The organism is Arthrobacter sp. PAMC25564, assembly GCF_004798705.1.
Taxonomy (GTDB): Bacteria; Actinomycetota; Actinomycetes; order Actinomycetales; family Micrococcaceae; genus Arthrobacter.
Map to the genome: position 1 here is coordinate 3466260 of NZ_CP039290.1, position 13482 is coordinate 3479741.

Here is a 13482-nt window from a genome sequence, read left to right on the forward strand (position 1 = left end):
CATTGCTGTCCGGCAGCCGTGAACTAGTTGGTCTTCTTGCTGCCCGGCTTGGCAGCGGACTTCGGAGCCGCCGGCCGTGCCGCAGGCTTCGGCGCCGAGGGACGCGGTACCGGCTTCGGGGCCGCCACCGGCTTCGGCGCCGCAGCAGCTGCCTTCGGAGCTTCCGGGGCCTTCGGAGCTTCCGGGGCCTTCGCCGGTGCCGCCGCAGCCTTGGCTACCGGCGGCTGGACAGCGACCTTCGGAGCCTCACGCTTCGGAGCTGCCTGCGTGGCGGCCTTGGGGGCCTCCTGCTTCGGCGCTTCCTGGACGGGAGCCTTGGCCGCCGGAACTTCCTCGGCTTTGGCCTCGGCAGCCGGGGCCTCCGTCACCACGGTTTCTTCCGCTGCCGTCTTCTCGGCCGGGGCCTCGTCGACGGCGGGAGCGGCCTCCACTGCGGGAAGCCCAGTTACCTCAGCCTCGGGTGCCTCGGTCCGGACCTGGTAGCCCTCCGGAAGAAGATCGGCGAGCGACTGCGTCAGGGGCGCATCGACACCCGACGTATCCACCCGGCCCGAAGCCTTGGCTTCGTTCTCGGCCTTGGCTTCGGCGCGCTGCGATGCGCGGCGGGCCTCTGCCTTGGCTTCTGCCTTGTTCTTCAGGGGACCGACCACCATGACCATGTTGCGGCCATCGATCCGCGGGCTGGACTCCACTACGCCGACTGCGGCGACGTCGTCTGCGAAGCGCTGCAGCAGGCGGATGCCCATCTCGGGGCGCTGCTGCTCACGGCCGCGGAACTGGATCATGGCCTTGACCTTGTCACCGGCGCCGAGGAAGCGGAGTGCGTGGCCGCGCTTGGTCTCGTAGTCGTGGGTGTCGATCTTCAGGCGGAAGCGGATTTCCTTCAGGACCGTGTTGGTCTGGTTCTTCCGGGCCTCGCGTGCCTTGACAGCGGCTTCGTACTTGTACTTGCCGAAGTCCATCAGCTTGCACACCGGAGGCTTGGCCTGCGGTGCAACTTCAACGAGATCAAGATCGGACTCCGCAGCCAAACGCAGGGCATCCTCAATACGGACAACTCCTACTTGCTCGCCTGCGGGGCCGACCAGCCGCACCTCGGGGACGCGGATACGCTCATTGATTCTTGGCTCGCTAATGTTAAAGCTCCTGTGTTCGTGAGGGGTATTCCACCGGCAAAAAGAGAAGGCCCCCAATTGCCGGAGCAATCGAAGGCCTCGAAGATCGGAGTTGCCTGCCTCCTAAGAGGCGGCATACATCCCGCCAGGCTGACGCCCGGGAAGAATGCCCGACCAGGTACCCGGCAACCTTGCTTCTTGCGAAGCTTCCCGAAGGAGAGCGGCTGACGCGGGTGGGAGAGAACTCCGCTTGCAAACTGGAAACCGATTCTACAGAACAAATCCCATCCGGCGCTACGTGAGTGATCAGGCATGCACCCGGAGGGACTGTGATATAAAACTGCAAAATAACGACATCCAGTCGGTCTGTGACAAGCTTACCAGCATGAGCACTTCAGACAGTAATTCACACGTTTTTGAGCCTTCGACCGCCCAGGCCGACGTCTCACAGCAGATCCGCGACATCTCCGAGGTCCCCGCGATCGAGGTCATCACCACCGCCGCCGTGCACCTCATGAGCGCCGCCGCCGTGAAGCTTGGCCTTGCGGCGGACGACAACGCCGAGGAGCTCAAGGACCTCGACGAGGCCCGCAAGCTGATCATTGCCCTCGCCGGCCTGGTCACCGCAGCGGCTCCCGAGATCGGCTCACAGCACGCCGGGCCCTTGCGCGACGGGCTGCGTTCGCTGCAGCTGGCCTTCCGCGAAGAATCCATCATTCCGGATGCACCGGGCAAGGGCCCGGGCGAGAAGTACACCGGGCCCGTCAACTAGGAGCCTCCCGGCGGACACCTTTGAATCGAACGACGCCGACGGCGGGCGGACCAGACTGGTCCGCCCGCCGTCGTCGTTAAGCCGGTCGGCGTTAAGCCGATCGTCGCCGGGCCGGACCGCCCAGGGCCGGACCGCGGTGGGCCGGCGACGAAGCCGATTGAAGGGCCGACGCCGTCGATGAAAAGTCCGGCGGGCGGCGCGATCAGCACACCGGACTGAAATTCCCACTTCTTTACGATTTGTTGGCTCGTCTTACGCTGTGTGGCTTTTGGTTGACCGGGCTGCAGCGTGCCCCTAGCTTGGTATCTGAATCATGAGTCCCAGCGTGAACGTTGGGCTTGTTGGCCGGCACTGCCCCCGCCCGGGGTGCTCCGGCCGGGCCTGCCGGAGAACCGGCAGGCAAGTAGCGCAGATGCGGGGCTGGCTGCCCCGCGGATCTGCCTGAGGGCAAGGAGACCCCGCATGACCCTGCTCCGGGGCCCACAGCCGGACACGCCCTGTCCATGTCCGGGCAACTCCGCCTGCCGCTAGCGCGGCAGGCGCTGGTCTGCACGCCCACCTAGGCCGCCACCCGGCCCTCCACCCCAGTTCTCCGGACTCTGATCAGTCCGGCCGCTCTGCCCTGCCCGCATGCCACCATCCCCGGCGCGCCGGGGCATCCCCACCCACGATCGGCCGCGAGGCCCACCGAGTACCAAAGAAAAGAACCGACATGATCCGCATCGATCAGCTGACCAAGGTCTACGGCCACGGCGAGAACGCCGTCACGGTCCTGGACAAGCTCGATTTCGCCGTCGACGAAGGCGAAATATTCGCTGTCGTCGGCCACAGCGGTGCCGGCAAAAGCACCTTGGCCCAATGCATCAACCTGTTGGAACGACCGACCTCCGGGTCCGTCGTCGTCAACGGAGAAAACCTCAGCAGCCTGCCGGAGAAGCGGCTGCGCGAAGCCCGGCGCCGGATCGGGACGGTGTTCCAGTCCGCCAGCCTTTTCGGCCGCCGGACGGCCGCGCAGAATATCGCTGCCCCTTTGGAGTACCTTGGCGTGGAGCCCCGCGAAGTCAAGGCCAGGGTGGCCGAACTCCTCGAGCGCGTCGGGCTGGGAAACCGGGCCGGCCATTACCCGTTCCAGCTCTCGGGCGGCCAGCGGCAGCGGGTGGGCATTGCCCGGGCGCTGGCGCTGCGGCCCTCCGTGCTGCTCTCGGACGAGGCGACCTCGGGCCTGGATCCGGAGGCGACCCGTTCGGTGGTGCGCCTGCTGCGCGAACTGCGGGACGACCTGGACCTGGCGGTCGTTTTCATCACCCACGAGATGGATACGGTGCTGCAGATAGCGGATGCCGTAGCCCGGCTTGAGCACGGACGCATCGTCGAATCCGGGCGGCTGGTGGACCTGCTGACTGACCATGACTCCGCGCTGGGCCGGGCCCTGCAGCCGCACCTGACTCCGGCGGCGCCCGCCGACGGTGCCCGCCCCTGGCAGGTCACCTACGATTCGCGCGATGTCCCGCACGACTGGCTCCAACTCGTCTCACAGGACCTGGGCGAACCGGTCTCGTTGCTCGCCGCCAGCATCCAGACCATCGGCGGGGTCGGCACGGGCAAAGCCACCGTTGGCCTTCGCTCCACCTCCCCGGCCGCCGTCCGGGATGCCTTCACCAGGCTGGGCCTGCGCGCGGAGCCGGACGGCGCTGCCCCAGCCACCCCTGATGCACTGACAAATGATGCACTGACAATCGACGACGACGCGCGGGCCGCCGCGCCAGCATCCTTGGAGCACGTACTATGAGCCTTCCCACAGCCGTCAATGTGGTCATCCCCCGTTCCGGGGACACCGCCCTGGCAGACCTTCCCGGCCTGCTGATTCCGGCCTACGGGGAAACCCTGGCCATGGTCGGCATCGTGATGGCCATCGTGTTGCTGGCCGGGACCCCGCTGGGTGTTGCCCTGCACAACATGGCTCCGGGCGGGCTCTTCGAAAACCGCGGCGTCAACGGCGCGCTCACCTGGGTCGTCAACATCGGGCGCTCCCTGCCGTTCCTGATCCTGATGGCCGCGGTCGTTCCTTTCACCCGGTTCATCACCGGCACCAACATCGGCATCCCGGCCGCCGTGGTGCCCATGTCCCTGGCCGGCATTCCGTTCTTCGCCCGGCTGGTGGAAAACTGCCTGCGCGATGTCCCCCGCTCGGTCACCCAGGCCGCACGGGCTTCCGGTGCCTCACCGCTGCAGATCATCCGGACGGCGCAGCTCGGTGAAGCGGTTCCGGCCATCATCGGCGGCCTGACCATCAATACCATCGCGATGATCGAGTACTCGGCGATTGCCGGGACCATCGGTGCCGGCGGCATCGGCTACGTGGCCGTGACCTACGGCTACCAGCGGTTCGACAACACCGTCATGCTCGCCACCATCATCGTCCTGGTCGTCACTGTCGCCGTCGTCCAGCTGGCCGGGGACCGGCTGGTCCGGTTCACCACCCCCGCCCTGCGGCTGCGGCGCTGATCCCTGTTCATTCCACCTCCACCACCCCCATTTAGCGCTACAGATAAGGCACAGCCATGACCATCACCGAAGAAAAGACCGGCTCCTCTCCGGAGGGCCACGGCTTCACCGTCCGCAAACGACGCAAACTTCCCTGGATCCTGGGCGGTTCCGCTGCCGTTGTCGTCGTGGCCGGCTCGCTGGTCGCCGGCTCGGTCTTTGGGGCGGCAAAGTCCCCCAACGAGACCCCCGGCGCCACCCTGACCGTTGTCACCGCGGAAGGCAACCAGGCCGAACAGGCGCTGGTGAACTTCGTCGCCGAAAAGGTCGCACCCAGATACGGCATCACCGTGAAATTCAAGGGCCTTTCCGATAGCACCACCCTCAACCGCGCCGTGAGCACCGGCGAGGTGGCCGCCACCGTCTACCAGCACAAACTCTGGCTCTCCCAGGTCCTTGAAGCCAACCCGGACTTCAAGGAAACCGCCGCCACCCCGGTGTTCCGCTGGGGCTTCGGGATCTGGTCCGCCAAGCACAAGTCCGTCGAGGATCTGCCCGACGGGGCAACCGTTTCCCTGTACTCCGATCCCGCGAACGAGGCCCAGGGCCTGTGGCTGCTGGAACGTGCCGGCCTGATCAAGCTCAAGGACGGAATCGACAAATGGCAGGCCACGCAGAAGGATGTCGTGGAGAACCCCAAGAAGCTCCAGTTCAAGCTGCTCGACTTCGCCGCCCAGTCCCGGGCGCTCCCGGACCTGGATGCCGCCGTCGGTTACACCGAGTACTACACCGCAGCCAAGATCCCGCTCGAGCAGCAGATTTACGCTCCCGCGGCCCCGGATGAGTTCGCCGGGCAGTTGACGGTCGGCAGCAAGTACATGGACACCGACAACATCAAGAACCTGGTCAAGGCCTTCAAGGACCCGGCCGTCCAGGAGTTCCTGCGCACCGACCCCGCCGTGAAGGGGCTCCTGCTGCCCGTCGAGGGCTAAACCTTCCCGGGTCCGGGGCATCTGGTTCCCGGGCCCGGAGGGCAGCAACACCCCGGCGTGAGGGGGCTGCCCGGCAAGAATCCGGACGGCCCAGCCGCCGGACCCAGGACCAGCAGGTACCGCCGCTTCCTCGGCGTGCCCCTGAATGTGAGGATGTGAAACCGGTGACCGGTTCCGACAACACCCCTGTTCCGGCTGCGGAGACCCGCCGCATCCGGTTCAACGCCTTTGACATGAACTGCGTGGCCCATCAGTCGCCCGGTCTATGGCGCCATCCCGAGGACCAGTCCTCCCGCTACACGGACCTCCGCTACTGGGCAGACCTGGCCAAAACACTGGAAAAGGGCTTCTTCGACGGCATCTTCATCGCCGACGTCCTGGGCACCTATGACGTCTACGGCGGATCTAACGAGGCGGCCCTGCGCCAGGGAACCCAGGTGCCGGTCAGTGATCCGCTGCTGCTGGTCTCGGCCATGGCCTTGGTCACCGAGCACCTGGGCTTCGGGGTCACCGCCGGCACTGCGTACGAGCATCCTTACCCGTTTGCCCGGCGCCTCTCCACCCTCGACCACCTGACCAACGGCCGCGTAGGCTGGAACGTCGTCACGGGATACCTTCCCTCCGCGGCCCGGAACATGGGGAACGCGGACCAGATGGAACATGACGAGCGCTACAACCACGCGGACGAATACCTGGAGGTCCTTTACAAGCTGCTGGAAGGCTCCTGGGAAGAAGATGCCGTTGTTCGCGACTCGGAAGCCGGGGTGTTCGCCGATCCCTCGAAGGTGCACGAAATCGGCCATGAGGGAAAATACTTCAAGGTCCCCGGCATCCACATCAGCGAGCCCTCCCCCCAGCGCACGCCGGTCATTTATCAGGCCGGCGCCTCGCCGAGAGGGATCGCCTTCGCCGCCGGCAACGCGGAAGCGGTCTTCGTAGGCTCCCCGACCAGGACAATCCTGAAGGAAACGGTGGCCACGATCCGCGACGCCGTGGAGGCCGCCGGCCGGGACCGCTATTCCGTACGCATCTACACCATGCTGACCATCATCACCGATGAGACGACGGAAAAGGCGCAGGCCAAGCATGAAGAATACAAGCAGTACTGCAGCTACGAAGGCGCCCTGGTCCTGATGTCGGGCTGGATGGGGGTGGACCTGTCCCGGTATGCTCCCGATGAGCCGATCGGCAACGTGGAATCCAACGCGATCCAGTCCGCCGTCGCGAATTTCCAGAAAGTCAACGACGACGGCCGGCCCTGGACCGTCAGGGACATCGCCGACTGGGCCGGGATCGGGGGTCTGGGCCCCCTGATCGTGGGATCCGGCGCCGACGTCGCCGACGAGCTGCAAGCCTGGGTCGAGGAAACCGATGTCGACGGATTCAACCTGGCCTACGCCATTACGCCCGGATCCTTCGAGGACGTCGTCGCCTATGTGGTCCCGGAACTGCAAAAACGCGGCGCGTACCCCACCGAATACACGCCAGGCACCCTGCGGAACAAGCTGTTTGGCCGCGGAGACCGGCTCCCCGAGGAACATCACGGCAGCAGGTACCGGCTCCAGCGGGCCCCCTAGCCGGCGGCAGCCTCCCGGCGGCGCCGCCGCCGGTGCTGCAACACGAGGCCGAGAAGGCACACGGCGGCGCCGGCCACCCCTACGGCGACGAACCCGGTTGAAGGGCCGACGCCGTCGATGAACAGTCCGGCGAGCGGCGCGCCCAGTGCGACCCCGGCGGTGAGGGCGGAGCCGTACCAGCCCATCGCCTCGCCGCGGCGGCGTTCCTCGACGACTTCGGCCACCTTCTCCGACGCTGCCGAGAGGACCGGCGCACATAGCAGCCCGGGCAGGAGCGAGAGCAGGCTCAGGGTCCAGGTGTCCGCCGCGAAGGCCATCGGGATGGTGAGGACGGACATGCCCAGCAGCAGGAGGAACGGGGAGACGGGGCGGTGCATGGCGCCGTAGAGGAGTCCGCCGAGCACGGAGGCCCCGCACCAGAAGACGAAGACGAGGCCGATCTCGGCCTGGTGGCCGGTCCTCTCGAGGGCGGCGACGATCCCCACATCCGTGCCGCTGAGGACCATGCCGGCCCCGGCTGCCACGGCGAAGACGGCGGCCACGGCAGCGGTGAACCAGCTGAAGTTGTGGATGACCCGGTGCCGCAGCCCGGAGCCATGCTGCCGCCGTTCCTCGGCCGCGGCCGCCAGCGGTGCCAGTTCGGCCGCGGCCTCCTGCAGGTGGGCCGGTGCGGCGGCGACGACGGCGGCCTCCGCGCCTTCAAGCTCCTCCGCCTCGAGCCCGGCGTCGGGGAAAACACTCCGGGTGGGCGGGTTGAACCACATCAGGAAGAGTCCCGAGACGGACGTGGCCAGTCCGACTACCGTCAGGCCCAGGACGGAGTGCCCGCTGGTGGCGGCGACGGCGCCCACGGCGGGGCCGATCATGAAGACCAGTTCGGTGGCGATGGCGTCCAGGGCGAAGGCCGTGCGGCGCTGTTTTCCGGTGGCCAGCACGCCCAGTGACTGCCGCACCACGCTGAAGATGGGCAGCGTCAGCAGGCCGCCGACGAAGACCAGCGGCAGCAGCAGTTCGTAGGACACGTGCGGAACGACGGACCAGATCACGGCCTCGGAGATGACGGACGGAATGAGCGCCTTGCGCAGTCCCGCGGTGTCGACCCGACGGCCCCGCCAGGGCGCCCCGAGGGCAATTCCGATCGTCATGACGGCGGCCGCAGCGCCGGCGGCGGCGTAGCCCTGGCCGAGGGTCAGGACGATGTGCAGGGTCAGCAGGACGCCGGCCGCCGAGTGCGGTATGCGGGCGATCATCCCGACCAGCAGGAGCCGCCTGATCGGCCGGACGGCGAGCAGCTCCCGGTAAAGCGCGAAGTTCACGGACCACATCCTTCTGGTACTGCCCACGGCAGCACCGGGAGGTCCCCCCGTTGGGCCGTCAGCTATGGTGCTGCGCGCTGCAGCTTGACCTCGATCGAGTCAACCCGCGCGGCGAAGATTTCGTTCCTGGCCCAGTCGTTGTTCAGGCCGGCGACGATGGACTGCACGCCGGCGGCGTCGAGTCCGTCTTCAAGGTACAGGATCACGCGGAGTTCCGGGCCTGCTCCCCCGCCGGGGAGCCGGCTGCCATCGGCCGTGGCCGAGGAAACTCCAGCCCCCGGCTGAATTTCAACGCGCCGGACCGCCGGAAAGCCAGCCGCGCTGTCCCCGAGGGCCCGGGCAAGTTCCGTATCATCGTACGACGGCGTCCAGGTCTGCTGCTGGGCCAGCGCCCAGACGGCGGGCCGGCGCACCACGAAGGTCAGCTCCGAGCCGGGGTCGAGCACGAGCAGCTGGGCCCCTTCCGCGACGGCGGACAGCGCCGCCCGCGCCGCGTACACCGCGACGGGCCTGGCTTCCGGGTGCCAGGCTTCCAGTGCGGCCGCGGAGCTGAAGACGGGCATGGCCGTCCGCCCGTCGGGTGCCTTGAGGGTCACGAGGGCCATGTCGGCCTGTTTGTCCCCATGCAGCACTTCACCGTGCAGTTTGTCCCTGTGCCGGCGCGTCACACCTTCGCCCTCTTCGGCGAGCTGGGCGAGGATGGGCACGAAGACCCGTGCGGTGGCCAGTGCGGCCACCACGGCAGCCTCATCTCCTTCACCCGCCGCGAGTGCAGCGAGGGCGGCGAGATAGCCGGCGTCGGAAGCGCCGTCGTCGTCCTCGAAGTTGTGGATCTTCGCGTCATCCCCAGACAGGCTGCGGCCTGCCCAGGGCCGGCCTGCCGAATCGGTGGCCCCGCCGGCGCCGGCCAGGGCGGCCGCGATGTGGCCGGGCAGATGCCGGACGGGCGCGGCGCCGGTGTCCGGCTGCGCGCTTTCGCGGGGCTCGTGGGTGTGCGCCATGATCGCTGGCCGCCTAGCGGCGGCCGGCGACGTCGAGGGCCTCGGGCAGCGTGAAGTTGCCGTTGTAGAGGGCCTTGCCGATAATCGCGCCCTCGACGCCGAGGGGCACCAGGGACCGGAGTTCCTTGAGGTCCGCCAGGCTGGAGATTCCGCCGGACGCGACGACGGGCTTGCCGGTCTGCTCGACCATCTGGCGCAGCAGTCCGACGTTCGGGCCCTGCAGGGTGCCGTCCTTGGTCACGTCGGTGACGACGTAGCGGGCGCAGCCGGCCTCCTCGAGGCGGCCCAGCACCTCCCAGAGATCGCCGCCTTCCTTGGTCCAGCCCCGGCCGGCCAGCGTGGTCCCGCGGACGTCGAGGCCGACGGCGATCCGGTCGCCGAAGCGCTCGATCGCGCGGCGGGTCCAGTCCGGGTTTTCCAGTGCCGCGGTGCCGAGGTTGACCCGGGCGATGCCAAGGCCCAGGGCCTTCTCGAGCGATTCGTCGTCGCGGAGGCCGCCGGAGAGCTCCACCTTGATGTCCAGCCGGCCCACCACTTCGCGCAGCAGTTCGGCGTTGGAGCCCCGGCCGAAGGCGGCGTCGAGGTCAACGAGGTGGACCCATTCGGCGCCCTGCTGCTGCCAGTTGAGCGCGGCTTCCAGCGGTGTGCCGTAGCTGGTCTCGCTGCCTGCTTCCCCCTGGACGAGGCGGACTGCCTGGCCGTTGACAACGTCGACGGCGGGCAACAGTTCGAGTACGGGCAGCGGGGTTTCGGTGGTCATCGTGGATCCTCAGCTTCGGTGGGGCGGGGGTTGGTCAGGCGGGCTGCGGCGCCGTCAAGCGGCCGGCAGCGTCAGGAGATAGGCGGCCAGCAGCGACATTCCGGCCAGGAGATAGAAGACAATCTGGACCCAGACCGGGCTCTTCTGCTGCCGGAAGGACAGCCCCCCTCCGACCAGCAGGCCGGCCAGGCCCATAAGTACCAAGGACCACATCTAGGCGGTCTGTTCCGGGCCGGTTGCCTCAACCGGGGCGGCTTCAGCGGCTTCGGTGGCATCGGCGGCTTTGGACCCGCCGCGCAGGCCCTCCACCCAGTTGCGCAGCAGCCGGGCACCGGCGTCGCCGGACTTCTCCGGGTGGAACTGGGTGGCGCACAGCGGGCCGTTTTCGACGGCTGCGATGAACGGTGCGCCGTGCTCGGACCAGGTGACGAGGGGTGCCGCCATCCGGGGCTGGATGACGTCGAAGTCCCAGTGCTGGACACCGTAGGAGTGCACGAAGTAGAACCGTTCGTTTTCGACGCCGGCGAAGAGCCTGGAGCCTTCCGGGACCGAGACGGTGTTCCAGCCCATGTGCGGGACGACGTCGGCGGGCAGCAGCTCGACTTTCCCGGGCCACTCCCCCATGCCTTCGGCTTCGGTGCCGTGTTCGACGCCGGCCTCGAACAGCACCTGGAGTCCGACGCAGATCGCGAGCACCGGCCGTCCGCCGGCGACGCGGCGTCCGATCATGCGGATCCCGTCGACGGCTTTAAGCTCGTTCATGACCGTTTCGAAGGCGCCGACGCCGGGGACCACGAGGCCGTCGGCGTTGAGCACGTCCTCCGGTTTGGCGCTGAGGATGACCTGGGCACCGGCGCGTTCCAGCGCGCGGACGGCGGAGCGGACGTTGCCCGAGCCGTAGTCCAGCACCGTGACGGTGGGCTTGCCCTCGGGCGAGGGAAGTTTCCGGCCGGCCTCGGGGTTGATGACGGCCCCGTCCCGGACGACCTTGCCGGTCACAGTGCGCCCTTGGTGGACGGAATGCCCTTGACCCGGGGATCGGGCTCCACGGCCGAGCGCAGGGCCCGGGCGAAGGCCTTGAACTGGGCCTCGACGATGTGGTGCGGGTCCCGGCCGGCGGTGACGTTCATGTGCAGGCAGATACCGGCGTGCAGGGTGATGGCTTCGAAGACGTGGCGTGTCAGCGAGCCGGTGAAGTGGCCGCCGATCAGGTGGTATTCCTGGCCTGCGGGCTCGCCGCCGTGCACCAGGTACGGGCGGCCCGAGACGTCGACGACGGCGTGCGCGAGGGCCTCGTCCAGCGGCACCGTGGCTTCACCGAAGCGCCGGATGCCGGCCTTGTTGCCCAGGGCGGTCTTCAGCACCTCGCCGAAGGTGATGGCGACGTCCTCCACCGTGTGGTGGACGTCGATGTGGGTGTCGCCGGTGGCCTTGACCGTCATGTCGATCAGGGAGTGCTTGCTCAGCGCCGTCAGCATGTGGTCGTAGAAGGGAACCGAGGTGCTGATGTCCGAAGTGCCGGTGCCGTCCAGGTTGATTTCGACCAGGACGGAGGACTCGCTGGTGGTCCGTTCCATCCGTGCGGTCCGGCCCTCGGCAGCTGATCCGGTGTTGCTCATGTGGGTGTTTCCTTTGGAAGAAGGCATGGTGCTGGGCAGTCGTGCAGTGATCTGGTCCCGGGCTTAAGTCTAGGCCTGCAGCGCTGCGCGGCCGGTCAGGATCCGCTCGAGGGCTTCGAGGAAGGCTGTGGTTTCGGTCTCAGTGCCGGCCGTGACGCGCAGGTGTCCGGGGATGCCGACGTCGCGGATGAGCACGCCGGCGTCGAGCAGCCCCTGCCAGATCCCGTGCTGGTCCTCGAGGCCGCCGAAGAAGACGTAGTTGGAATCAGAGGCGGCCGGCTTGAGGCCCATCCGCTGCAGTTCGGAGACGATCCGGTCCCGCTGGCGCTTGATGTCCTCGACGTCGGCCATCAGCGCCACCCGGTGGTGCAGCGCGGCCAGGGCGGTTGCCTGGGTGATCGCCGAGAGGTGGTACGGGAGGCGGACCAGGCGCAGCGCGTCAGTCACCCCGGGTGCCGCGGCCATGTACCCAAGCCGGGCGCCGGCGAGGGCGAAGGCCTTGCTCATGGTGCGCGAGACGATGAGCCGTTCCCGGCCGGGCAGCAGCGTGAGCGCACTGGGCGTGCCGTCGTGGGCGAACTCGTGGTAGGCCTCGTCGACGATCACGATGGTCTGGCTGGCCTCACCGGCGGCGTAGACGGCCTCCACGACGTCGAGGCCGAGGCCGGTGCCGGTGGGGTTGTTCGGGGAGCACAGGAAGACGACGTTGGGTTGGAGTTCGCGCACCTGGCGTGCCGCCGATTCCGCACTGAGTCCGTAGTCCCCGGCCCGTTCTCCGACGATGTATCCGGTGTCCGTTCCTGCGGCCAGCAGGGGGTACATGGAGTATGTGGGAGGGAAGCCCAGGGCGGTGCGGCCCGGGCCGCCGAAGGCCTGGAGGATCTGCTGGAGCACCTCGTTGGAACCGTTGGCCGCCCAGATGTTCTCTGCGCCCAGTCCGTGGCCGAGGTACTCCGCCAACGCTTCGCGCAGTTCCGTGAACTCACGGTCAGGGTACCGGTTCAGGCCGGCGGCCGCCGCCGTGACGGCCTCGGCGATGGCCGCCTGGACGTCGGCCGGAACACCATGGGTGTTCTCGTTGACGTTGAGCAGGATGGGGACATCCAGCTGGGGCGCACCGTACGGGTGCAGGCCCCGCAGATTGGTCCGGAGGGGAAGTCGGTTGAGGCGCTCTAACTGGTCAGTCACCTCAACAGTTTAAGTGAGGCCGTGGCGAGCCCTGAAACTGTGACGCCTGGCGCCCTATTTGGACGGAACGAAGAGCCGCTGGCCCGGGAAGACGCGCGCGGCATCCAGGTTGTTGAGCTGGACGATGTCGGCGACCACGTCCCGGGGATCGCGCCCCGGTGCCACGGCGGCTGCGATGGCCCACAGGGATTCACCGGACTGGACCGTCACGGACACGGCCGGGGTCGGCGACAGCTCGGACGCTGACTCCGCCGCCTTGGCGGGAGCGTTGAGGAAGCCGCTGAGCGACAGAAGAAGGGCGGCCAGCAGGATGAGCGGCACACCGAAGAAGACGAACCTTCCCCGCCGGGTCAGCCGGAGCGGCCCCTGCTTGGTGCGCGGTGCGGACGCCGGACCCGCCGGACCTGCCGGACCTGCCGGACCTGCCGGACCTGCAGGGACATGATGGTCGAAAGACCGGACCTGTTCGGACGGATCGTACTGGCCGAATGTATCGTGAAACGCGCTTGATGCTGACATGAACTGAGCCCTCCTGGACCATACGGTGCCGACACTTTCCCGCCCGGCGTACTCCACGTACCTGCCGCCAACCGGCCTGACCTTCGAACATGTTGCCGAACGCCATCCTGCACCCGGCCAGTCCAGAGTAGAACACATA

Annotated in this window: 14 protein-coding genes; 5 read left to right on the forward strand and 9 right to left on the reverse strand. The window is 67.9% G+C overall.

All coding sequences use genetic code 11. The features are described 5' to 3' along the window. Nucleotides 1-23: 23 nt before the first annotated feature. Nucleotides 24-1094: a translation initiation factor IF-3 gene (gene infC / locus E5206_RS16120; protein WP_240689790.1), complete on the reverse strand. Its 1071-nt coding sequence runs from the start codon at nt 1092-1094 to the stop codon at nt 24-26. Between the two features lie 406 nt (nt 1095-1500). Between infC and E5206_RS16125 the strand changes: the two genes are divergently transcribed. The 5 genes from E5206_RS16125 to E5206_RS16145 all read left to right on the forward strand — a co-directional run bounded on the left by E5206_RS16125 (nt 1501) and on the right by E5206_RS16145 (nt 6940). Beyond that, entirely contained in the window at nt 1501-1887 is a 387-nt protein-coding gene (locus E5206_RS16125; protein WP_136323369.1) for a DUF1844 domain-containing protein, read from the forward strand. 712 nt (nt 1888-2599) lie between these two features. Then, nucleotides 2600-3676 carry an ATP-binding cassette domain-containing protein gene (locus E5206_RS16130; RefSeq protein ID WP_136323370.1) on the forward strand — a complete coding sequence of 359 codons (1077 nt, stop codon included), beginning with the start codon at nt 2600-2602 and terminating at the stop codon, nt 3674-3676. Beyond that, the gene (locus E5206_RS16135; RefSeq protein ID WP_136323371.1) at nt 3673-4392 is read left to right on the forward strand and encodes a methionine ABC transporter permease; all 720 of its coding nucleotides are present in this window, start codon (nt 3673-3675) and stop codon (nt 4390-4392) included. Before E5206_RS16130 ends, E5206_RS16135 begins: the two co-directional genes overlap by 4 nt. 56 nt (nt 4393-4448) lie before the next feature. Next, nucleotides 4449-5363, forward strand: coding sequence for a MetQ/NlpA family ABC transporter substrate-binding protein (locus E5206_RS16140; RefSeq protein WP_136323372.1), 915 nt, complete (start codon nt 4449-4451; stop codon nt 5361-5363). Nucleotides 5364-5596: 233 nt separating this feature from the next. After that, nucleotides 5597-6940, forward strand: a complete 1344-nt coding sequence (locus E5206_RS16145; protein ID WP_136324181.1) for an LLM class flavin-dependent oxidoreductase — start codon at nt 5597-5599, stop codon at nt 6938-6940. Here E5206_RS16145 and E5206_RS16150 read toward each other — a convergent pair. The 8 genes from E5206_RS16150 to E5206_RS19665 form a co-directional block, all read right to left on the reverse strand. Further along, the gene (locus tag E5206_RS16150) at nt 6937-8256 is read right to left on the reverse strand and encodes an MFS transporter (protein ID WP_136323373.1); all 1320 of its coding nucleotides are present in this window, start codon (nt 8254-8256) and stop codon (nt 6937-6939) included. The two genes, E5206_RS16145 and E5206_RS16150, sit on opposite strands and share 4 nt — an antisense overlap. Before the next feature lie 62 nt (nt 8257-8318). After that, complete coding sequence (locus E5206_RS16155; protein WP_136323374.1) at nt 8319-9257, reverse strand: SseB family protein; 939 nt, start codon at nt 9255-9257, stop codon at nt 8319-8321. 13 nt (nt 9258-9270) lie between these two features. After that, nucleotides 9271-10017, reverse strand: coding sequence for a bifunctional 1-(5-phosphoribosyl)-5-((5-phosphoribosylamino)methylideneamino)imidazole-4-carboxamide isomerase/phosphoribosylanthranilate isomerase PriA (priA, locus tag E5206_RS16160; RefSeq protein WP_136323375.1), 747 nt, complete (start codon nt 10015-10017; stop codon nt 9271-9273). 54 nt (nt 10018-10071) lie between these two features. Next, nucleotides 10072-10230, reverse strand: a complete 159-nt coding sequence (locus E5206_RS19360; RefSeq protein WP_168709369.1) for a hypothetical protein — start codon at nt 10228-10230, stop codon at nt 10072-10074. Next, the gene (gene hisH, locus E5206_RS16165; RefSeq protein ID WP_136323376.1) at nt 10231-11016 is read right to left on the reverse strand and encodes an imidazole glycerol phosphate synthase subunit HisH; all 786 of its coding nucleotides are present in this window, start codon (nt 11014-11016) and stop codon (nt 10231-10233) included. Beyond that, entirely contained in the window at nt 11013-11636 is a 624-nt protein-coding gene (gene hisB, locus E5206_RS16170) for an imidazoleglycerol-phosphate dehydratase HisB (RefSeq protein ID WP_136323377.1), read from the reverse strand. Before hisB ends, hisH begins: the two co-directional genes overlap by 4 nt. Before the next feature lie 69 nt (nt 11637-11705). After that, the gene (locus tag E5206_RS16175) at nt 11706-12824 is read right to left on the reverse strand and encodes a histidinol-phosphate transaminase (RefSeq protein ID WP_136323378.1); all 1119 of its coding nucleotides are present in this window, start codon (nt 12822-12824) and stop codon (nt 11706-11708) included. Nucleotides 12825-12878: 54 nt separating this feature from the next. Continuing rightward, on the reverse strand, nt 12879-13178 hold the full coding sequence (locus E5206_RS19665; RefSeq protein WP_240690201.1) for a LysM peptidoglycan-binding domain-containing protein: 300 nt from the start codon (nt 13176-13178) through the stop codon (nt 12879-12881). Between the last annotated feature and the right edge of the window lie 304 nt (nt 13179-13482).